This window comes from Niallia sp. Man26 (genome assembly GCF_022049065.2).
Classification (GTDB): Bacteria; Bacillota; Bacilli; order Bacillales; family Cytobacillaceae; genus Niallia.
Genome location: NZ_CP095743.1, coordinates 850021 through 872499 on the forward strand (window position 1 = coordinate 850021; position 22479 = coordinate 872499).

Genomic DNA, 22479 nt, shown 5'->3' on the forward strand with positions numbered 1-22479 from the left:
GGTATAGTGCTTCGTGTCATAATTGCAGCAGCACTCGCTTTTAGCCTTTTTTCCTTTGGCGGTGATCGAATACATGCAGAGGGAAATAATCTGCAGTTTGAGATTTCTGCAAAACCGAATAAAGACTATGCGGAAATCAGAATGACTGTTTTAAACACTGGGGATAAAGCCGTTAAACTTGTTTTTTCCTCCTCGCAAAAATATGAATTTTCGATTAGAGCAAAGGGAGGAAAAGAAGTTTACCGTTATTCAGCAGATAAGTCCTTCCTCCAAGCACTGCAGGAGCTAAAGCTCAAATCCAATGAGTCACATACATGGGTAGAGAAATGGAATTACCGAAAAAATAACGGTGAGCTAGTACCGAGTGGCGAATATGCTGTTAAAGCAACCTTGTTAGGAAAGAAAAACAAGGGAGAGACCATAACGGCCAAGACAACTTTAGTTGTTCCTTTCGTTACGGATATTAAGACTACCGGCCAAAAGGGAATATATACAATAGAAGGAATTGCTCATACGAAAGAGCGGTTAACATTTACAGTAGAAGATGGACATAAAGAATTATTGTCAAAGCAGCCTGTTGCCGTTACAGACGTTGGGAGTTTTAAGGTGAATGTGAAGATAAAAACAGAAGATTTGCCGAAAAATGGGACATTGCTTCTTTATTTTCAAGAAGTAAATGGAAAACAAAGCGATCCAGTAATATTGGAACGGTTTCCTTCATAATTAACAAGCTAGCCTCCATTAGTGGATGGCTAGCTTATTAGCTTAACGGGATTCTAGCTGCTCAAGCTCCTTTTGCAAATCAGACAGCTGCTCTTGTTCAGCACTCGTCGTATTGGCATAGGCGGAACTTAATGCATTTTTGGCTTTAGCAATCATCTCACTATCACTGCCACTAGACTTCGCCATTTCTACTGCTTGTCGTGCTTCTTGAAATAATCGGTTTCCCATTTAAAGTCCTCCGTGAGTAGATTCGTTCGAATTAGCCATTTTATAGCTTTCGGCCTCTGCATATGTCATATGATATGGAATACGTTGATCATGCTTAGATACTGAGTCTACACCCTGTTGTACGAAGCGTTTTGATTTATTTCGTTTTCCCATAGCAGATAATCCCTCCGCAAGTTGTTTTTTAGAGACAGCGCGATCATTTCATGGTGGAAACAGCTGCAAACTGCTTCTATAAAATAGTATTGGTCAAAGCAGCAATTAAATAGGCGGTAATGTTAACCAAAAAAAAGAGCCTGTTACCAGGCTCTTTGTATTTATCATAGTGCTTGTAAATTTAAATAATCATTTAAAAACACAGCGATGCCGTCTTCTTCGTTTGTCAATGTTATATGGTTAGCCCGTGATTTTAATTCCTGCAAGCCATTTCCCATCGCTACGCCGACTCCTGCATATTCAATCATCTCAAAGTCATTATCTTCATCACCGAAAGCAATAATATTCTTCTGCGGAATATTGTAATAATCAGAAACCTTTTGCAGTCCGACAGCTTTGCTGAGGCCTGTCCTGACAATTTCGATTATATGGTAAGGATCTCCCCAACGACGGTGGTCAATTAAATCGGCATGAACATCAGTTAAATGCTTACGTATTTTAACTACATCCTTTTCTTCGGCATGGATAAGCAAGCATGTTGGCGGTGCTTCTAAGAATTCCAACAAATTGCCTGTAGTCGTTTTCGGATTTCCTAATGAGAAGATATCAAGCAATTTATCATCATGATAATGAAAATATATATCATCGATTACTTCTGCAACGATATTATGATAGTCAAAATTATCACAAGCCTCTACAATGTCTTTCACAGTAGCGATATCTAATGGAGAATGATAAACGCCCCATTCTTGTGAGCGAGGATGGTGGATGAAAGCACCGTTAAAATTGACAATTGGTGTATCCAAATCCAATTCTTTATAGATAGCTTCACTTGCCCGATAAGGTCTTCCAGTTGCAATCATTACAATATGACCGGCTTCTTTTGCTTTTGCGATTACTTTTTTTGTTAAAGGGGAAATCGTCTTATTGTTTTTAAGTAATGTTCCATCAAGGTCTAAAGCAATTAGATGTTTTTCTGTCATAATTTCTCCTTAAATGTTTGTTTATATTATTTATAAAAAGTTAATGGTGAGTCACCATCAGCTTTTTAAGTAGCAATATTTAGTAAATAGAAAGACTTCGTGATAAACTTAATAATGCTAAGTCTTAGTTTATACATATCGTTGATGATTGGAATATATGCATTTATTGTAATGCTCAAATGTTAAGAATCAATAAAGAACTTGTATAGCTAACCATAAAAGCTTGCTAGCTTGCTTTTAATTATATGTTAACGCAATAAAAAAGGATTTTCAAAAAAATATAAGCAAAGGAAGGCATATAAATGATTATTATCGAAAAAATAAAAATTAATGACGTACCAATCCTGCATATTGTCGCAAAAGAAAGTTATGATCAGCCCCTTCCTTTTATCCAATTTATACATGGCTTTACGAGTGCAAAGGAGCATAATCTCCATTTTGCTTATAACCTAGCAGAAAAAGGATTTCGAATTGTTCTGCCTGATGCCCTTTATCATGGCGAAAGAGAGGCAAATCTGTCAGGAATGCAGCTGAATATGCAGTTTTGGGATATTGTGCTGCAAACAATCGAAGACATTGAGCATGTTAAGCATTATTTTGAAGCAAAAGGACTTATACAAGAAGATAAAATTGGTCTTGTTGGAACAAGCATGGGCGGAATTGTTACATTAGGTGCCTTAAGCCGCTATCCATGGATTAAAACTGCTGTTTGTCTGATGGGGATGCCGTATTATGAGAAGTTCGCAAATTACACGATTCAGGAAGTAAAGAAACGGGGTTATGAGCTTCCACTTTCTGAAGAGGAAATTGATAGGCTTTTGAAAAGGCTTGGAGAACTTGATTTAAGCAAACAGCCTGAAAAGCTGGAAAACAGACCGTTGCTGTTCTGGCATGGAAAGAAGGATGAAACGGTGCCATATATGTATTCCCGCCAGTTTTATGAAACAATTCTTCCATTATATGAAGAAACACCAGAGAAACTATCTTATATTACGGAAGAACATACAGGCCATAAGGTGAGCAGAAAGGCGATGCTGAGAACGATTGAATGGTTTGAGGAGTTCCTGCAAAATCAGGCCTCCTTGTAAAAAACGGTTATTTTAGCTCTAGATTATGCGAATTCTTTTTCTCTCTAGTTAATCTCTGTTATGATAAGATAGAAGTATGTAAGAAGGAAATAAGATCCAATAGATGGGGTCTGTTATATAAAGAAGTATAAAGGAGTGGGTGTAAAATGGAAGAAGCATTAAAAGATAATATTATGGGTGCATTAGAGCTTGTAATCGACCCAGAATTAGGTGTGGATATTGTTAATCTTGGTCTAGTATATGACCTTGACTTGAATGAATCAGGGGTGCTCACAGTAACGATGACACTTACAGCAATGGGATGTCCGCTTGCAGGAGTAATTGTTGATCAAGTTAAAGCAGCATTGACAGACATACCTGAAGTAAAGGAAACTGAAGTAAACATTGTCTGGACGCCAGCATGGACGAAAGACAGAATGTCAAGATATGCAAAAATCGCATTAGGCGTGCAATAAGAATGTCGTAAGGGAGAGATGTCTCCCTTATTTTATTATATTTTTTTGGAATATTCGGCGAATATAATAATCCGGAGGTGACTGTCATCAAATGAAGGATTTGCTTAATAGGCCGCTCAGAGATTTGAGAATAAGTGTGATTGACCGTTGTAATTTGCGCTGCAGTTATTGCATGCCTGCAGAAATATTTGGGAAGGATTATGCCTTTCTGCCGCAAGGAGAACTGCTTTCATTCACTGAGCTGGAGCGGTTGGCCAAGACTTTTGTGTCACTTGGTGTGGAGAAAATCCGCCTGACTGGAGGGGAGCCTTTGCTTCGGAAGGATCTCCACTTGTTCATCGAAAAACTCATGCAGATTGACGGACTCAAGGATATTGCTTTAACGACAAATGGAATTTTTTTGCCGCGGCATGCTAAAGCACTTAAAGAGGCGGGCTTACAACGTGTTAATATCAGCCTAGACAGTTTGAATGATGAGCTGTTTGGGAGTATTAATGGCAGAAATGTTGGTACCAATCCTGTTAAAAAGGGGATTGAAGCAGCTAAAGGAGCCGGGCTTGGAGTTAAGATCAATATGGTCGTCAAAAAGGGACTGAATGAGTCAGAAATTATTCCGATGGCGAAGTTTTGCCGAGAAGAGGAGATTGAGCTGCGTTTCATTGAATATATGGATGTTGGCAGCACGAATGGCTGGAAATGGGATGAAGTTGTTTCAAAAAAGGAAATCATAGATATATTAAAAACAGAGTTTGAATTAATAGAAGCAGAGCCTGATTATTATGGGGAAGTGGCAAAAAAGTATTTATATAAAGGAAGCAGTACATATGTCGGATTCATTACTTCTGTGACAGAATCTTTTTGTTCAAGCTGCACAAGATCACGGATATCAGCAGACGGAAAATTATATACTTGCCTGTTTAATGGTAATGGTCATGACTTAAAATCCTTCATAAGAAACGGCGCTGCAGATGAGGAACTGCTGAATTATATTAAAAGTATATGGCAAGCAAGAGCAGACAGATATTCTGATTTGCGAACAGCTGAGGCAAAGGGAAGCAACAGTAAGATAGAAATGTCCTATATTGGCGGTTAGAGAAGAGGGAAATGAGATGGTGGAAAGAAGAACTCCGATAGCGGTGGAGGAAGCAGTAAAGAAAGTAATGGATTGTAAGCTGGCGGGGAAAACGGAATATGTTTCGATCTTTGACAGCAGTGACCGATTTCTGGCAGAAGACATAAAGGCCGACCACGATATTCCAAGGTTTGATAGAAGCGCATATGATGGATATGCATTTCTATCAAAGGCTAGTGCTTGCTGTACAGAGGAAAATCCACTCATTTTGGAAGTAATCGACGAAATTGGTGCAGGGTATGTATGCAAAAAAAACATCGGCAAGAACGAGGCTGTCAGAATCATGACAGGAGCAATGCTGCCTAAGGATTGTGATGCTGTTGTCATGCTGGAGGATGTGGCTGAATCTTCAGTTGACGGCAAACCGTATATTACTGTTACTAAGCAAGTGCAAATGGGGGAAAACATCTCTTTTAAAGGGGAGGATGTACAAGAGGGCGAAGTCCTTGTACAAAAAGGAACGAAAATTAACCCTGGTATTGTTGCTCTGTTGGCAACATTCGGCTATGAGCAAGTACCTGTTGCGAAAAAACCAAAAATCGGCGTTTTCGCAACAGGAAGTGAACTGCTTGAGGTTAATGAACCTTTAGAGGAGGGCAAAATCAGGAACAGCAATGCTTATATGGTAATGGCACAAATTAAGCAGGCTGGAGCTGAAGCTGTATATTTTGGGAAGCTTGCAGATATATTGGAAGATAGCTATGAAGCTATTAAAGAGAGCTTAAATGCTGTCGATATTCTAGTGACAACGGGAGGCGTTTCTGTCGGTGATTTTGATCTGCTGCCCGTTATTTATCAGAAATTAGGAGCAGAAGTGCTTTTTAACAAGATTGCCATGCGCCCAGGCAGTGTGACTACAGTGGCAAGCCTTGATGGAAAGCTTCTGTTTGGCCTTTCTGGAAATCCATCTGCATGTTTCGTCGGCTTTGAGCTTTTTGCCCGGCCAATTGTCAGAACGATGCTGTTTGCAGAAAAACCGCATTTGCCAACTGCGACTGCCATACTGACAGCGGATTTCCTGACTTCCAATGCGTTCACAAGATTTATTAGAAGCAGAACCTTCCTGGATGAAGATGTATTATATACTGGCCCAAGCGGGACAGATAAGTCCAATATTGTCAGCAGCCTTAGCCATGCTAATGCGTTGACTGTCCTGCCAGGAGGACAAACTGGCTACAAGGCCGGAGATCGTGTGCAAGTGATAATGTTAGAAGGAAATATTAATTGATAAATAACGTTAAAACACCTGTTCTTTTTAAGAATAGGTGTTTTTCTTTTTTTATGTAAAAAGAAAGGGCAAGACAACACCATGGCACATATCATTAGTAAAGAAAATAGAAAATTAATTCTTTTTTGAAAAACGGTTGATTTTATAATGCTAAGTTTTTATAATAAGAGAATCGAATATTAATATTTATAAATAAAAATGATTAAATATACAGAGTTTCCTGTAGAAGGAGGAAATGATGAAAGCTGCAATTATCGGCACAACTGGATATGGCGGAGCTGAATTGATGAGGGTTTTAGCTAATCACCCTGAATTTTCTATTCACTCTGTCCATACAACAAGGGATGAAGTCCCTGTATGGAATGAATATCCCCATTTATATGGCATCGTTGAAAATAAATTAGAAAAAGTAGATTCCTCTCTTATTGCAGAGAATTGTGATGTTGTCTTTTTTGCTACGCCGTCTGGTGTATCAAGCAAACTTATTAGTGATTTTGCAGATAAACCAATCAAGATCGTTGATTTATCTGGTGACATGCGTCTTCGAAATTTAGATGATTATCAGAACTGGTATAAAAAACAGCCGGCTTCTAGTGAAGTGGTCAGCAAGTTTGTCTATGGTTTGTCTGAGTGGAATAAAGAAAAAATCGCAAAGGCAGATTGGTTATCTAATCCGGGTTGTTATCCGACTGCAACATTGCTTGGGTTAGCACCTGTTATTAAAGAAAATCTTGTTAAGCCGGACAGCATCATAATTGATGCGAAATCAGGAATCTCTGGTGCAGGCAGGACACCGTCTAGGGGGACTATGCTTGCAGAAATGAATGAAAATTTAAAAATATATAAAGTGAATGAACATCAGCATATTCCTGAAATAGAGCAGCAGCTGACAGACTGGAATGACTCTATCCGTCCTGTTACTTTTTCGACACATTTGCTTCCTGTAAACAGAGGAATTATGGCGACTATTTATGCTTCTCTAAAGGAAGAAAATACAGCAGAGCAAATACATGAACTGTTTATGGAGGCATATAAAGACAAACCTTTCGTGCGGGTGAGGCCAATAGGTAATTATCCTTCCATTAAAGAGGTTAATGGTTCCAACTATTGCGATATCGGCATTCATCTTGATGAAAGAACTAAAAGACTAACTATTATATCAGTAATTGACAATTTAATGAAAGGCGCTGCAGGGCAAGCAGTACAAAACGCGAACATTATGTTCGGCTTGGATGAATGTACGGGCTTGAATTTTGTGCCGATGTATCCATAAGGAGGAGTATTTATGCAGGTTGTATCAAATGGAGAGCAAACCTCTCAAATAAAAGAACTAGTGAATGGCAGCATTGTCACACCAGCTGGTTTTAAAGCGGCAGGTTTGCACGCTGGGCTGCGTTACAATAAAAAAGATTTGGGAGCGATTGTGAGCGAAGTACCTGCAAGCTGTGCAGCAGTTTACACAATGAGTCATTTCCAAGCAGCGCCGCTAAAGGTGACACAGGAGTCTATTAAATCAGAAAAGCTCATTCAAGCAGTTGTTGTTAACAGCGCCTGTGCAAATGCCTGTACTGGTGAAAAAGGCTTAATTGATGCTTATAAAATGCGCGAATTGCTGGCAAATCATCTCGGAACAAAACAAGAGTATGTAGCTGTTTCCTCAACGGGTGTTATAGGCGAATACTTGAAGATGGATAAAATCGAAGCAGGAATCAGTCAGCTTATCTTTGGAAATACACAAGAGGATGCAGACAGTTTCCAAGAGGCTATTTTAACAACAGATTTAGTCATGAAAAAATGCTGCTTTACAGCTGAAATTGGTGGCAAGACAGTTACTATCGGCGGAGCTGCCAAAGGATCTGGCATGATTCATCCTAATATGGCGACAATGCTTGGCTTCCTGACAACAGATGCGAATATATCTTCAGATGTGCTGCAGACAGCATTAAGTACAGTGATTCCAACATCCTTTAATCAAATCACTGTTGATGGAGATACATCCACAAACGATACAGTGCTTGTAATGGCGAACGGATGTGCAAAAAATGAAGAGCTTACTTTAGACCACCCTGATTATCCTGTATTTGTTGACTTGTTATCTGCTTCATGTGAAAGTCTTGCAAAGCAAATTGCCAAAGATGGCGAGGGTGCTACGAAATTAATCGAAGTAAATGTGAAGGGCTGTAAGACAGAGGAAGAAGCAAGAGTTATTTCTAAACAGATTGTCGGTTCCAACCTCGTGAAAACAGCGATGTATGGATCTGATGCAAACTGGGGCAGAATCATTACAGCTATCGGCCAAACGAAAACGGATGTAAACCCAGCTTCTGTAGATATTGCAATCGGACCGATTACTATGCTGAAGAACAGTGAGCCGCAAAGCTTTTCGGAAGAAGAAGCAATTGACTATTTGAGCAAGGACTATATTCAAGTTCATGTTGATTTGCATAATGGCGACAAACAAGGAACAGCATGGGGATGCGACCTGTCCTATGATTATGTCAAAATCAATGCAAGCTATCGAACATAGGAGTGTGCACGTGATGAAGACAATACTTATTAAATGTGGAGGAAGCGTCATTGATCAGCTTTCCGAAGGATTCTTCACCAGCATAAAAAAACTGCAACAAGATGGCTTTCACATTATATTTGTCCACGGCGGCGGCCCTGACATCAATGAAATGCTTGATTTATTATCTGTAAAAGCCGAATTTCATAATGGGCTGCGAAAAACAACAAAAGAGGCCCTTGCAGTTGTGGAGATGGTCCTTTCTGGAAAAACCAACAGGAAACTGGTCGATTTATTAAGGAAGAATAATCTTTATGCAGTCGGCTTAAACGGAACGGATGACAACTGTCTTACAGCAAGTATTATCGATGAAGAAAATCTTGGGTTTGTTGGCAATGTGGAGGAAGTAAACAATAAGCTAATCTTAAGACTGTTAGAAGAAGGCTATATTCCAGTTGTGACTCCCCTTGGAATTACAGCAGAAGGCATTAAGCTGAACATTAATGCAGATTATGCTGCTTCAGCTGTTGCTAAAAGCTTAAAGGTTGAGCAATGTCTTTTTGTAACAGACGTAGACGGCATTATCATTGATGGAGATATTGCCAGTTTAATAGGAAAAGAAGAAGTGCTGCAGTATATTGAACAAGGGCAGATTACAGGAGGTATGGTCCCGAAAGTTACTTCCGCGTTAGCTGCTATTGACAGTGGCTTAAACAGTGCCATGATCGTATCAGGAAAAAAAGAATTTTATGCAGATGAGAGATGGAACGGAACAAAAATTGTAGCGAAAGCGGAGGTTATGTAAATGAGTCATTTATTTCCTACTTATTCTAAATGGGAAATTGAGCCAGCATCAGCTAAAGGAAGCTATATGTACAGTACAGAAGGTAAGAAATATTTGGATCTTACTGCAGGTATCGGTGTTTGCAATCTCGGCCATTGCCATGAAGAGGTAAAGGCAGCAGTTGAAGCACAACTGGAAAAATTCTGGCATGTTTCTAATCTTTTCCCGGTAGAAATACAGGAAAAAGCAGCCGAAGCATTGGCGAAAGCAAGTTCAATGGATGCAGTATTCTTTGCCAACAGTGGTGCAGAAGCAAATGAAGCAGCAATCAAGCTTGCAAGAAAAGCTACCGGCAAAACAAAAATTATCACATTTGAGCAGTCCTTCCACGGCAGAACCTTTGCAGCAATGTCGGCAACAGGGCAAGAGAAAATTAAGCATGGCTTTGGTCCAATGCTTGAAACGTTCGTATATGTGCCATTTAACGATATAGATGCATTAAAAGCTGTGCTGACAGATGAAGTTGCGGCAGTCATGCTTGAGATTGTTCAAGGTGAAGGCGGCATTCATGTAGCTAGTCAAGAATTTCTGCAAGAAGCAGAAGCGCTAGCAAAAAGCAAAGGTGCATTGTTAATCATAGATGAGATTCAAACAGGAATCGGCAGAACAGGAAAACCATTTGCATTTCAGCATTTTTCCTTAAATCCCGATATCATCACATCGGCTAAAGGGTTAGCAAATGGCCTTCCAGTCGGAGCAATTGCAGCGAAACAAGAATTAGTAGAATTTTTTGGACCTGGAAGTCATGGCACTACATTTGGAGGCAATCCTCTGGCAATGGCAGCAGCGACAAAAACAATGGAGATTATTTTTGAAGAAAGCTTTCTGCAAGAAGTAGAGCAAAAAAGCGAATTTCTTATTAGCCTGTTAACAGAAAATCTGAAGGAAAATACAGCGGTAAAGGATATCCGCGGATTAGGTTTGATGATAGGAATTGAACTTGAAGTACCTGTAGCCAATGTGCTTAGTGACTTAAGAGAATCGGGCTTGATTGTTCTGAATGCAGGAGAAAAGGTAATACGACTTTTACCAAGCTTGAATATAACTACAGAACAGTTAAAGGAAGCAGTAGAAATATTAGCAAGCAAACTAAAAATTTACAGCAATATTGCAATTTAAGATGTATTTTTTTGCAGTGTGATGTATAATTATAAGAAATTTAAAATAAATATACAAGACTTATAGAGGTGTGCTAAAGATGGAAGGATACTTGCATTTAAGCAATGGAGCGAAATATAAAGGAAAATTCGTTACAAACGCAATGGAAGAAATTTGTGGAGAAATCGTCTTCTTTACAGGAATGACAGGATATCAGGAGGTTTTAACAGATCCTTCTTATAAAGATCAAATCATCGTCTTTACGTATCCGCTTATAGGAAACTATGGCATTAACAAAGAAGATTTTGAGAGTAAAAAGCCGCATGTTAAAGGTGTAATCGTTTATGAAGCAAACAAGCAGGCTTATCATTATCAGTCACAACATTCACTTGCTGAATATTTGGAAAAATGGGATATTCCTTTGCTGAGCCATGTTGATACAAGATCAATCGTGAAGAACATCCGTACGGAAGGCTCCATGCCTGCCATTCTTTCAGGAAACGGGGAAGTTGATAAAGCAGGCTTCTCATTAATAAAGGATTCGAAGGTACCGAAAGTGTCAGAAAAGGCACAGCAAACATACAGCGAAGGCGACTACCATATCGTGCTGGTCGATTTCGGCAAAAAGGAAAGCATGCTCGATGCCCTTGTGGAGAGAGGCTGTAAGGTAACCGTCGTACCTTATGACACAGCATTTGAAGCAGTTAAGAAACTGCAGCCAGATGGAATTTTGTTGTCAAACGGACCTGGAGATCCCAAAGAGCTAACGAGTGTATTGCCGACTATAAAACAGTTAATTCAAGCTTATCCTACATTAGGAATTTGCCTTGGTCACCAGCTGGCAGCATTAGCTCTTGGCGGTGACACAACAAAGCTGTCATTCGGACACAGAGGGGCAAATCATCCTGTTTATGATAAGCGAAATAACAAAGTGATTATGTCCTCACAAAACCACAGCTATGTGGTGGAAGAAGGCAGTCTAGCAAACACTGGCTGTGAGGCAAGATTCTTTAACTTGCATGATAATTCTGTCGAAGGTATGACACATAATGTGTATCCTTTGCAGACAGTGCAGTTCCATCCGGAAGCAAATCCTGGACCTTCAGAGGGCCATTATATATTTGATGAATTTATAGAAAATGTTAAAGCAAACAATGGGAGAGTTTTTGCATATGCCTAAAGACAACAGTATTAAAAAAATATTAGTAATTGGTTCAGGCCCTATTGTTATTGGGCAAGCGGCAGAGTTTGATTATGCTGGCACACAAGCATGCATGGCATTAAAGGAGGAGGGCTACCAGGTCATCCTTGTCAATAATAATCCAGCGACCATCATGACAGATCAAACCTTTGCAGATTCGATTTATTTCGAACCGCTTACTCCAGATGTATTGGAAATGATTATTGCAAAGGAACAGCCTGATGGCTTGCTTGCAACATTAGGCGGGCAAACAGGTTTAAATCTTGCCTTCCAATTAAGTGAACAAGGAATCCTTGAAAAATACGATGTTAAGCTGTTAGGAAGCTCGATCGAATCCATTAAAAAGGGAGAGGATCGTGAAGCATTCCGCCAGCTCATGTATGAATTGAATGAACCAGTTCCAGAAAGCAAAATCGTTCATTTAGTAGAAGAAGCAATTGAGTTTGCGGAAGAAATTGGATTCCCCATTATCGTACGCCCTGCTTACACTTTAGGAGGAACAGGCGGCGGAATTGCTGACGATATGGAGGAGTTTAAAAGACTTGTCAGCGGCGGTCTTAAAGAAAGTGCCATCGGCCAATGTCTAGTGGAAAGAAGCATTGCTGGCTTTAAGGAAGTCGAATATGAGGTAATGCGTGACAGCATGAATACATGTATCACGATTTGTAATATGGAAAATATTGACCCAGTCGGTATCCATACAGGTGACAGTATCGTTGTTGCCCCTTCACAGACATTGACGGATGTAGAATACCAAATGCTTCGCTCTGCTTCTATTAAAATTATTTCTGCCTTAGGAATTATCGGCGGCTGCAATATTCAGTTTGCTCTTGATCCGAACAGCAAGAAATATTATTTGATTGAAGTCAATCCACGGGTCAGCAGATCGTCAGCACTTGCTTCAAAGGCGACAGGGTACCCGATTGCCAGAATGGCAGCGAAATTGGCGGTTGGTTATACACTTAATGAAATCGTGAACCCAGTTACAGGAGATACGTTTGCGAGCTTTGAACCAGCTCTTGATTATGCAGTTGTTAAATTTCCAAAATGGCCATTTGATAAGTTCCCAAGTGTTACTAGAAAGCTGGGAACACAGATGAAGGCAACTGGAGAAGTAATGGGAATTGACCGCAATATTGAAAGAGCGCTGTTAAAAGCAATTCGATCTTTGGAAATTAAAGGGAATGATTTGACTGTTCCCGGAATAGCTGCTGCAAGTACAGATGAATTGTATGAAAAGGCTAAAGATCAAACAGATGAAAGATTTTTTGTGTTGTTAGAATTGCTCCGCAGAGGAGAAACGATGGAAGCAATCCATCACTTAACGAAAATCGATTTGTTCTTCCTACAGATTTTCCATGGGCTTGTAAAGATGGAGAAGGCTATTCTGTCCACTTCTCTTGAAGAAGCAGGAGAAGAAGCATTGCAGTTATGGAAAGAAAAAGGATTCAGCGATGCATTCCTTGCAGCAGCATGGCAGTGTACAGAACAGGATGTGCGCAACAAACGCAAAGCTCTCGGTATATTGCCTGTGTATAAAATGGTTGATACATGTGCAGCAGAATTTGAAGCAAAAACGAACTACTACTATTCCACTTATTATGGAGAGAACGAGCAGACAGAAAGCAGCAAGCGTAAAGTGCTTGTTATCGGCAGCGGTCCGATTCGCATCGGTCAAGGGATTGAATTTGATTACTGCTCTGTTCATGGTGTATTTGCTTTAAAGCAGGAAAATATCGAAACCATCATCATCAATAATAATCCAGAAACGGTGAGCACAGACTTTGCGACAGCAGACAGATTGTATTTTGAACCACTGACAATCGAAGATATTATGAATGTCGTAGATTCAGAGGGAATTAAAGAAGCAATCGTTCAGCTTGGCGGACAGACTGCCATAAATGTGGCAAAAGGATTAGAAGAATACGGTGTGAAAATTCTCGGCACAGACAGCAAAACAATTGATGTTTTAGAAGACAGAGATCTGTTTTATCAAATGCTTGATGAAGAAAGCATTCCTCATATCGAAGGAGATATTGCCTTTGACGAAGCAGGCTTGCTAACTGCTGTGAATAAATTGACTTACCCTGTCCTCATTAGACCTTCCTATGTTATCGGTGGAAAAGGGATGGAAAGAATCAATAATGACGATGATTTGAATGCTTATCTGCAAACAGACATTCCTTATCCAGTCCTTGTTGATCAATTCCTAGAGGCGTATGAAGCAGAATTGGATTTGGCAGCAGATGGAGAAAACATATGTGTTCCAGCAATCATGGAGCATATCGAAAAGACAGGTGTCCATTCTGGTGACAGTCTTTCGATGCTACCGGCCCAAACTCTGACAGAGTCTGTACAAGACAAAATGCTGACATATGCGAAAAAGATTGTCGGCAATACAAAATACAAAGGTCTTATGAACATTCAATATATTATTGATGGCGAGAAGGTATATGTATTAGAAGTAAATCCACGTGCAAGCAGAACCGTTCCAATTGTCAGCAAGGTGACAGGTGTCCCATTAGTTCAAATTGCGACAAAAATATTGCTCGAGAAATATAATTTGTCAGAAGAAGAGAAAACCTTCAAGAATGATCTCGACTTTGTCTGCATTAAATACCCAGTTTATTCAAATTATGCTCTCAAAGGACTTGATTCCAAAGTCGGTCCGGAAATGAGATCTACTGGGGAAGGAATTGCTCTTGCAGATTCAATAGCAGAAGGCTTGAAAAAGGTATTCCATCCGACATTGAAAAAAGTCGAGAATAAACAAATTATCATAAAATCTGACAACTTCGACATTGCTATAAAGCAAAAGGCAGAGGCAGTTGGATTAACAGTAAAAACAGCAGAGGAAGCTGGACCGCTGTTGGCTGAAGACCAAACAGTCGCGTTTTATAACCCAGAAAATGGAGCAGATGACAAGCTTCTCCGTGAAACAGCAACAAGAAATCGTCTAATTACATTTACACAACAGGAAAGCTTAGAGGCATTCATTGAGTCCTTTAAAGCAGACTCTATTTCTGTCCAATCTATTAATGAATGGCATAATAAATCGAAAAAGGGTGTGAGCACCGTATGATATTAACGTCACTAACAGACTTGAAGGGCAAAGACTTACTCACATTGGCTGAATACTCTTCAGAGACAATTGTCGAGCTTGTTAATAAAGCGAAGGAATTGAAAGAAGCACATTTAAATGGAGAAATAATCACACCATTAAAAGGAAAAACGCTTGGAATGATTTTTGAAAAGTCCTCAACAAGAACAAGAGTTTCCTTTGAAACTGGAATGTTTCAGCTCGGGGGGCAGGCCCTTTTCTTAAGCTCCCGCGACTTGCAAATTGGAAGAGGAGAACCTATTTCTGATACGGCAAAGGTTTTATCTCAATATGTGGATGCGATTATGATTAGAACATTTGCACATGAAACGGTCGAAGAATTGGCAGAACATGCTACAATCCCTGTCATTAATGGATTAACAGATCTTCATCATCCATGCCAAGCGCTGGCTGATTTGCTGACTATTCTTGAGGTGAAGGGGACTCTGCAAGGGCTGAAGCTAGCTTATATTGGCGATGGAAATAATGTCGCACATTCGCTCATGATTGCTTGCGCAAAAGTTGGAATAGATATCGCTGTAGCAACACCAGCAAATTATGAGCCGAACGAGGAAATTGTTGCTTTAGCAAAAAGCTTTGCAATGATAAGCGGGAGCGCCGTTTCCATTGTCCAAGATCCAGTGGAAGCAGTGAAAGATGCAGATGCTATCTATGCAGACGTTTGGACCAGCATGGGTCAAGAAGAAGAAAACGAACAAAGACTAAAGGATTTCCAAGGTTTCCAAGTTAATAAAGAGCTCGTCGCACATGCTAAAGCTGATTACATGTTCCTTCACTGCCTGCCTGCACACAGGGAAGAGGAAGTAACAGCTGAAATCATTGACGGACCGAACTCGTACGTATTTCAAGAAGCAGGGAACAGAATGCATGCCCAAAAAGCATTGCTTGTTGAATTATTGAGTTAAGTTTCTAAAGCCTATTTCGATAGGCTTTTTTCTTTATGCTTATTATCTCCATTAAACTAATAATAAATTAGCGTTAATGAAGTTAATAATTTCCGTTATTAGCTTGGAAAAACGGGAAATAATAATAATGCAGTTCATGAAAGACACTGTGGATCTTTAAAGCTTAGGAGGGTTTATATGGGACAAAATAGACAGTTTCGACCAGGGCAGAAAGCCCCGAATAACGGTGTATATATAGAAATCGGTGAAACAGGAAGTAATGTCAATAATCCCCAAAAACTGAAATTGAAAGCTGGAGATCGTTTCCCAGAAACATCGAACCATAACCGCCTTTGGTCATACCAAAGAAGGCCGTAACTAAGCCGGGTTTAATGAATAAAAAATGGCCATCCGATCATTCGGATGGCTTTACATATGGAGAAGAAATACTATAATAAAAGTAAAGGTCAAATATGGTCAAAAGAGGTGCTTTTTTATGAATCCTGAGATGATGACGGAAAGAGTGCAACAAGCTTTTAGTGATGCCCAAGCATTCGCCCTTAAACAGAACCATCAAGAAATAGATGATATTCATCTATTTCTGGCAATTTTAGAGCGTCCCGATAATTTGCTGGATTCTGTATTGCAAAAACTGGATAAAGACACAGAGTTGGTACGGCAGGAGCTTTTGAAGGAAATTGATAAGAAGCCTAAGGTTACACTTAGCGGTAATCAGTCTAGTTCCATTTATATAACCAATACACTACAGCAAGTCCTGCATGAAGCAGAAAAAGAGCAGGAAAAATGGAGTGATGATTATCTTTCAGTCGAGCATATACTGCTCGCTGTCTTTGCTGTCGGAAACTCGGCAGTGCGCAGTCTATTTGATAAAATCGGCATAAACAGCCAACAGGTCAGAATAAAAATTAAAGATATAAGGGGGAGCCAAAGAGTGACTAGTAAAAACCCAGAAGCATCTTATGAGGCCCTTTCCAAATACGGCAGGGATCTTGTAGCAGATGTGAAAGAAGGAAAAGTGGACCCTGTCATTGGCAGAGATAATGAAATTAGGCATGTTATTAGAATTTTATCGAGAAAAACAAAGAATAATCCAGTATTAATCGGAGAGCCTGGCGTCGGCAAAACGGCGATTGTCGAGGGTCTTGCTCAGCGAATTGTAAGAAAGGACGTACCTGAAGGACTGAAAGATAAGACTATTTTCTCGTTAGATATGGGTGCCCTTATCGCTGGAGCAAAATTCAGGGGAGAGTTCGAGGAGCGGCTTAAAGCGGTCCTGCAAGAAGTGAAAAATAGTGAAGGCAGAATCATCCTGTTTATTGATGAGCTTCATACCATTGTCGGCGCAGGAAAAACAGATGGAGCAATGGATGCGGGAAACATGCTTAAGCCGATGCTTGCAAGAGGTGAGCTTCATTGCATCGGGGCGACAACCTTAGATGAACATCGACAATATATCGAAAAAGATCCAGCATTAGAGCGAAGATTTCAGCAGGTTTTAGTTGCTGAGCCGACGGTAGAGGATACAGTATCTATTATTAGAGGTCTGAAGGAAAGATTTGAAATACACCATGGTGTTTCTATTCAAGATAGAGCAATTATCGCTGCAGCAACCTTATCAGACCGCTATATAACAGACAGATTCCTTCCGGATAAAGCAATTGATTTAATAGATGAAGCTTGTGCGATGATTAGGACAGAGATAGATTCTATGCCAATTGAAATCGATGAGCTGACAAGAAAAATCATGCAGCTAGAGATTGAAGAAGCTGCCTTAAAAGGGGAAGAAGACCCGCTAAGTAAGGAAAGGCTGCTTGTGATAAACAAGGAAGTCTCCAATTTGCGTGAAAAGGCAAATGCACTTCAGGCTAAATGGCAGCTTGAAAAAGAAGGTCTGTTAAATGTTCAGGCGAAAAAAGAAGAATTAGAAAGAAAACGCAGAGAATTGGAAGAAGCAGAAAATAATTATGACTTAAATAAAGCAGCCGAACTCAGACACGGCAGCATCCCTGCATTAGAGAAAGAATTAGAGCAGCTTGAAAATAAGACCAGCACAAAAAAAGGAGAAAGGCTGCTTAGGGAAGAAGTAACAGAGCAGGAGATATCTGCAATTGTAGCGAGATGGACAGGAATTCCTGTTACTAAGCTTATGGAGAAGGAGAGAGAGAAGCTTCTTCGTCTTGAAAGCATCCTGCATGAAAGAGTGGTAGGGCAAGCCGAGGCTGTTAAGCTTGTCAGTGATGCTGTATTAAGAGCACGAGCAGGCATCAAAGATCCAAATAGGCCGATTGGTTCGTTTTTGTTCCTAGGACCGACAGGTGTCGGCAAAACCGAGCTAGCGAAAACGTTGGCCTCCAGTTTGTTTGACAGTGAAGAACAAATCATTCGGATTGATATGTCGGAATATATGGAAAAACATGCTGTTTCCCGTTTAATTGGAGCACCTCCAGGGTACGTTGGATACGAAGAAGGCGGACAGCTAACCGAGGCAATCAGAAGAAAGCCTTATAGTGTCGTATTGCTGGATGAAGTGGAAAAAGCCCACCCAGAGGTTTTCAACATCCTGCTCCAAGTGCTTGATGATGGAAGAATCACCGATTCACAAGGAAGGGTAGTTGATTTTAAGAATACGGTCATTATCATGACCTCTAATATTGGCTCCCATCTTCTGCTCGAGGGCAAAGATTCCGATTCCATTCCTGAGCACATCAGAGATGGTGTCATGAATCAATTAAAAGGACATTTTCGCCCTGAATTCTTGAATCGGATTGATGAAATTATTTTATTTAAGCCATTGGCATTAAAGGAAATAAAAGAAATTGTCTTAAAGCTTATCAGTCAATTGCAAAGCAGACTTTCTGACCAGCATATCAGCATAAGCATGACAGACCGTGCCGGTGAATATATTGCAGTAAATGGCTTCGACCCTGTATTTGGAGCAAGGCCGCTCAGACGTTTCCTGCAAAGAACGGTTGAAACAGCATTGGCAAGAGAAATAATCGCAGAGAAGGTCAAGGAAAACGATCACGTTGAAATTGACGCTGCAGAGGATGGCATCTTCCTTACAAGAAAATAAAATAAAAAAGGGTGAAAGCAGCTGCTTTCACCCGATAATTAAGCTAGAGATTAATGCGAACCTTCCTCATGACTCGGTTCATCATTTGGCAATACAGCAGCCAAAAGGAAAATGACAACAGAAAAGACAACTGTTAACACTACTCCCATAGAGAAGCTGTAAGTTATTCCGTTCATAGAACTAATAACATATGTAAGCATTTGCGCTAATAGGAATGTCCAAAAAATCGTTACGATATACCGCATACAATCACCTCACACTTATTTTTAAGGTCTGTTCTAATAGTATCATACAGGGCCAAAATAATAAATCATATATAATCTCCTTTTTTTCTTAAATAACATAAAAAAATCATTTATCGCTTCTGTCATACTTAAAACATGAAATACTTGGGCAAACTCCCTTACATTTTGCTGAAATGGTCATACATTAGTAAAAGGAAAACCTAAAAAGGAGTTTTGAGAGATGGAGAACCGGAACTTCCAACTGGATACCGAATGGAATATGATACATTATCCAACACAGCAGCCTAACGGTTTCGGTATCTTAATTATTGGTGACGACAGACATTTTGTAGATGCAAAGAATAGCTTTTGGGTACAGAATGAAGGGAAGAAATCAATTATTGATTCATTGCGAAATAAAGGATACACCATTTTTTATTCTAATCTCTATGGAAAGAACTGGGGAAGCGAAAGATCTTTAATGCTTGCTAAAAGACTGTATGAGCATATGATTCGCTCAGAAATCCTCAACCCGAAAATACATTTAATTGCAGAAGGAATGGGAGCATTGGTTGCGATAAAGCTGATGATGGAAATGAAGGAAAATATCCGTTCAGTCGTCTTGTTCAACCCTATTCTGTCTTTAAGTGAACATCTTGAGAAAGAAAAGGAGCATAAATTTTTCTTTAAAAAGCTTTGTAATGAAATAGCAGCTGCCTATGATAAAAATGCTAAAGTTATCCCTGACTTTATAAAAGAAATAAAAGAAAATCATCTAGAAGAGACAGATACCCCTGCGAAAATCATCCATATACTTCATAACGGCAAATCCTATTACCAATCCCAGCTGCTGAAGGAAAGAATTAGAAAATGGGATCAAGAAGAGCTGCCCATCTTCGTATCTTATGTTTTGCCAGAAAAAAGGAGTGCAATCCCCGGGCAAATTATCCGCTTTTTTGGACAGTATGAAAAAACCCTTTAGCTGTCCCTTTTTTTACGTTAGAGAGGCTGAAGCGATTAGTTTCAGCTTCTTTTATTCTAAGATAGCAGCTCTTTGATGATAATCATGATTGCTCTTATCTCTGCATAAGATACACTAACCTGACTTCAAGGAGGCTTCTTTAGATGGAGAATGCAGTAATTGTCGGTACATACCAATTTATCGGCTTTCACCTTTGCCGCTCTTTATTGGAAGATGGAGAAACTGTTTATGGAGTATCTTATCCAAATCTGCAACTGGAAGATTCCGAAGATAAGCAGCTAGAAATAGGAAGGAATGCCAATTACGAAGAAATAGGCTGGGAAGAGAAATTTAAGGGAAACAGCGGCAAGATTATTTATGATTGTTATGACATACTAAACAGCGATAAAATAATCAGCCAAATAAAAAATGATTTGCATATAGAAAGCAATATTCAGGATTTGACAGATAGAAAGCATGAATTAATCTTTCTAGGTAATGTGCTGGATTTCACCCGGCATGAAGAAGAACTCTTTCCAATGCTGAAAAGTATTGGTATTCCTTTCAGGTTTATCTATTATCCGACCGTGTATGGACCATGGCAGCCAAAGGAGTTTTTATTTGTTCAATTATTAGAAGACTGTAATGATATAGAATTAAGCGAGCTGGAGTATAAGGAAGATGCTATTTTTATAGATGATGCAGCAGCTGCAACGAAAAAGCTGATGATGGAAACAAGCACAGCCTGTCTTTTCTTGACGAGCGGCATCAAAAATCATTGGATGCACGGTAAAAAAGCAATAAAAGAGTTTCCGGTAAAAATTCCGCGCTATCAGATTCCTTCCTGCTTACAGTCGTATACAGTTGATAATAAAAACAATATTGCAGATAACTTGGAAATGCAAAGAAGACATATTAAGATGTATAAGTGGTAGTGTAGTAGTTTATATGAAAAATTGCGTGAAAGAAAGGCGTTCAAATGAAAAAAATGAAGCTAATGCTGTCCCTTTTCATCCTGCTGAGCACCTTTTTTCTTGCCTCCTGCGGACAAGCCGAAAAAAAGGGGCAATTGAAAAGTGTAGGATTGCTCGTGACTGGAACGGTTACAGACCAAGTCTGGGGCACGAAAGGATATAAGGGGCTGTTAAATATACAATCACATTATAATGTGGATGTTTATTATAAGGAGTATATTGATTCCCTTGCCCTTGCAGAAAGAGCGATCGAGGAATTCGATCAAAAAGGGGTAAATCTCATCTTTGGGCATGGCAGTGAATTTGCGGATTATTTTAATATTTTGTCTGAAAAATATCCTGACATCCATTTTATCAGCTTTAATGGCAGCGCTAAAAATGATAATACAACTAGCGCCTCGTTTGAAGGCTATGCGATGGGCTTTTTCGGAGGAATGGTCGCAGGCCATATGACAAAGACCAATACAATCTCTGTTATTGGAGCCTTTGACTGGCAGCCTGAGATACAAGGATTTATAGACGGAGCTAAGTATGAGAATAAAAATGTGGAGGTTCTGACTGATTTTGTACAGGGGTGGGATAATCGTGAACAGGCACTGAAGCTGCTCGATTCGGCGATTGCCAAAGATGCTGATATTATTTATCCTGCAGGTGACGGATTTAATATCGATATCATCGAACAAGTAAAGGCGAAGGGCCTTTATGCAATTGGTTATGTTTCTGAACAATCTGATCTTGGCAGAATGACTGTTTTAACAAGCACCGTGCAAAATGTATCAAAAATGTTTGATATACTTGCTGGCAAATTTAACGAAGGCAAGCTCGTATCAGGCGATATATCTTACGGAATGAAGGAAAATGTCATCACATTAGGAAAGTTCAGCCCTAATATTGATGCGGCATTTATCCAAAAAATCAATAAGGAAATGAAGCAATATAAAGAGACAGGCAAATTTCCTAATAACCAATGATAAAAAGCTTGCATTTTGCTCTTTGTGGAGGAGGAGATGCAAGCTTTTTCTCTCCAGCAGGAGCTGCACTAAAGGTTAGTCCATCCATTTTTTTAACATTGGCTTAACTTTGTTAATCAGCGGCTTTAGCTCATTAGCAGAACTCATAAATAGCTCAATATTACTAAAAACTAAGTTCATATCTATTTCGTCCAAAAAGTTCATCACTTTGTTATTATCTTCTGGTTGCTGCGAATCCTCCTCGCGCTGTCTGCCATGCTGACCTAAAATCCAGGAATCTCCTTTCGTTCTTTCCCTTCTTTCCCTTCTTTCATATAAAGCATCATCATGCTGTTTTTTACGATAAACCTTTCTGCCAAGCATGAAGTCATAATAGTAATCTTCCTCTGCTTTCACGCTGTCATCCTGTTCATCGACGGCATTTTGAATATCCTCATCCAACGCAGTTCCCCCCTTTATTCCAGGCAATATTAGTTCTTTATGTTTATCTTATGAATAAATTTAAGAAGTTGTTTAGACAGGCGCTTATAAAGTGAAAAAAAGTTGCATACTATATGAGAAATTTGATAAAATTAGTACCAAGTCATAATAATTGATAATAATATATAGAA

The 22479-nt window shown here is 39.5% G+C and carries 22 protein-coding genes; 17 read left to right on the plus strand and 5 right to left on the minus strand.

The window, feature by feature from the left end; genetic code table 11:
- Positions 1-6 precede the first annotated feature (6 nt).
- Entirely contained in the window at positions 7-723 is a 717-nt protein-coding gene (locus L8T27_RS04420; RefSeq protein ID WP_237940925.1) for a BsuPI-related putative proteinase inhibitor, read from the plus strand.
- Between the two features lie 42 nt (positions 724-765).
- On the opposite strand, the gene L8T27_RS04425 is transcribed toward L8T27_RS04420, so the two are convergent.
- The 3 genes from L8T27_RS04425 to L8T27_RS04435 form a co-directional block, all read right to left on the minus strand.
- Positions 766-951 carry a DUF3813 domain-containing protein gene (locus tag L8T27_RS04425; RefSeq protein WP_233316689.1) on the minus strand — a complete coding sequence of 62 codons (186 nt, stop codon included), beginning with the start codon at positions 949-951 and terminating at the stop codon, positions 766-768.
- Positions 952-1104 (minus strand): hypothetical protein, encoded by a 153-nt coding sequence (locus L8T27_RS04430; RefSeq protein WP_233316690.1) that lies wholly within the window; start codon positions 1102-1104, stop codon positions 952-954.
- A gap of 164 nt (positions 1105-1268) precedes the next feature.
- The gene (locus tag L8T27_RS04435) at positions 1269-2087 is read right to left on the minus strand and encodes a Cof-type HAD-IIB family hydrolase (RefSeq protein WP_245399840.1); all 819 of its coding nucleotides are present in this window, start codon (positions 2085-2087) and stop codon (positions 1269-1271) included.
- A gap of 302 nt (positions 2088-2389) precedes the next feature.
- Here L8T27_RS04435 and L8T27_RS04440 point away from each other — a divergent pair, with 302 nt between their 5' ends.
- The 13 genes from L8T27_RS04440 (at position 2390) to clpB (ending at position 18738) form a co-directional block, all read left to right on the plus strand.
- Complete coding sequence (locus L8T27_RS04440) at positions 2390-3175, plus strand: alpha/beta fold hydrolase (RefSeq protein WP_237940927.1); 786 nt, start codon at positions 2390-2392, stop codon at positions 3173-3175.
- 146 nt (positions 3176-3321) lie between these two features.
- A complete protein-coding gene (locus L8T27_RS04445) occupies positions 3322-3630 on the plus strand; it encodes a metal-sulfur cluster assembly factor (protein WP_233316692.1) in 309 nt (102 codons plus the stop codon).
- A gap of 91 nt (positions 3631-3721) precedes the next feature.
- A complete protein-coding gene (moaA, locus tag L8T27_RS04450; RefSeq protein ID WP_237940929.1) occupies positions 3722-4723 on the plus strand; it encodes a GTP 3',8-cyclase MoaA in 1002 nt (333 codons plus the stop codon).
- A gap of 16 nt (positions 4724-4739) precedes the next feature.
- Positions 4740-5990, plus strand: a complete 1251-nt coding sequence (locus tag L8T27_RS04455; RefSeq protein WP_237942247.1) for a molybdopterin molybdotransferase MoeA — start codon at positions 4740-4742, stop codon at positions 5988-5990.
- Positions 5991-6228: 238 nt separating this feature from the next.
- Positions 6229-7263: an N-acetyl-gamma-glutamyl-phosphate reductase gene (gene argC / locus L8T27_RS04460; protein ID WP_233316806.1), complete on the plus strand. Its 1035-nt coding sequence runs from the start codon at positions 6229-6231 to the stop codon at positions 7261-7263.
- A gap of 12 nt (positions 7264-7275) precedes the next feature.
- The gene (gene argJ, locus L8T27_RS04465; RefSeq protein WP_237940931.1) at positions 7276-8517 is read left to right on the plus strand and encodes a bifunctional ornithine acetyltransferase/N-acetylglutamate synthase; all 1242 of its coding nucleotides are present in this window, start codon (positions 7276-7278) and stop codon (positions 8515-8517) included.
- A gap of 13 nt (positions 8518-8530) precedes the next feature.
- Positions 8531-9301, plus strand: coding sequence for an acetylglutamate kinase (argB, locus tag L8T27_RS04470; RefSeq protein ID WP_233316696.1), 771 nt, complete (start codon positions 8531-8533; stop codon positions 9299-9301).
- Positions 9302-10459: an acetylornithine transaminase gene (locus L8T27_RS04475; protein WP_233316697.1), complete on the plus strand. Its 1158-nt coding sequence runs from the start codon at positions 9302-9304 to the stop codon at positions 10457-10459.
- A gap of 79 nt (positions 10460-10538) precedes the next feature.
- Positions 10539-11618: a carbamoyl phosphate synthase small subunit gene (locus tag L8T27_RS04480; protein WP_233316698.1), complete on the plus strand. Its 1080-nt coding sequence runs from the start codon at positions 10539-10541 to the stop codon at positions 11616-11618.
- Positions 11611-14721 carry a carbamoyl-phosphate synthase (glutamine-hydrolyzing) large subunit gene (locus tag L8T27_RS04485; protein WP_237940933.1) on the plus strand — a complete coding sequence of 1037 codons (3111 nt, stop codon included), beginning with the start codon at positions 11611-11613 and terminating at the stop codon, positions 14719-14721. The genes L8T27_RS04480 and L8T27_RS04485 overlap by 8 nt, the downstream gene beginning before the upstream one ends.
- Positions 14718-15665 (plus strand): ornithine carbamoyltransferase, encoded by a 948-nt coding sequence (gene argF / locus L8T27_RS04490; RefSeq protein WP_237940935.1) that lies wholly within the window; start codon positions 14718-14720, stop codon positions 15663-15665. The genes L8T27_RS04485 and argF overlap by 4 nt, the downstream gene beginning before the upstream one ends.
- 177 nt (positions 15666-15842) lie before the next feature.
- Positions 15843-16022, plus strand: coding sequence for a YjzC family protein (locus tag L8T27_RS04495; protein WP_127735956.1), 180 nt, complete (start codon positions 15843-15845; stop codon positions 16020-16022).
- Positions 16023-16140: 118 nt separating this feature from the next.
- Positions 16141-18738: an ATP-dependent chaperone ClpB gene (gene clpB / locus L8T27_RS04500; RefSeq protein ID WP_237940937.1), complete on the plus strand. Its 2598-nt coding sequence runs from the start codon at positions 16141-16143 to the stop codon at positions 18736-18738.
- A gap of 50 nt (positions 18739-18788) precedes the next feature.
- On the opposite strand, the gene L8T27_RS04505 is transcribed toward clpB, so the two are convergent.
- The gene (locus L8T27_RS04505; RefSeq protein WP_233316702.1) at positions 18789-18983 is read right to left on the minus strand and encodes a YjzD family protein; all 195 of its coding nucleotides are present in this window, start codon (positions 18981-18983) and stop codon (positions 18789-18791) included.
- Positions 18984-19203: 220 nt separating this feature from the next.
- On the opposite strand from L8T27_RS04505, the gene L8T27_RS04510 reads away from it, so the two are divergent.
- The 3 genes from L8T27_RS04510 to L8T27_RS04520 all read left to right on the plus strand — a co-directional run bounded on the left by L8T27_RS04510 (position 19204) and on the right by L8T27_RS04520 (position 21868).
- Positions 19204-19944, plus strand: a complete 741-nt coding sequence (locus L8T27_RS04510) for a lipase family protein (protein ID WP_233316703.1) — start codon at positions 19204-19206, stop codon at positions 19942-19944.
- Positions 19945-20087: 143 nt separating this feature from the next.
- Positions 20088-20858, plus strand: coding sequence for a hypothetical protein (locus L8T27_RS04515; RefSeq protein ID WP_237940939.1), 771 nt, complete (start codon positions 20088-20090; stop codon positions 20856-20858).
- Positions 20859-20902: 44 nt separating this feature from the next.
- Complete coding sequence (locus tag L8T27_RS04520; RefSeq protein WP_237940941.1) at positions 20903-21868, plus strand: BMP family ABC transporter substrate-binding protein; 966 nt, start codon at positions 20903-20905, stop codon at positions 21866-21868.
- Between the two features lie 75 nt (positions 21869-21943).
- On the opposite strand, the gene L8T27_RS04525 is transcribed toward L8T27_RS04520, so the two are convergent.
- Positions 21944-22309: a hypothetical protein gene (locus L8T27_RS04525; RefSeq protein ID WP_233316706.1), complete on the minus strand. Its 366-nt coding sequence runs from the start codon at positions 22307-22309 to the stop codon at positions 21944-21946.
- Positions 22310-22479 lie beyond the last annotated feature (170 nt).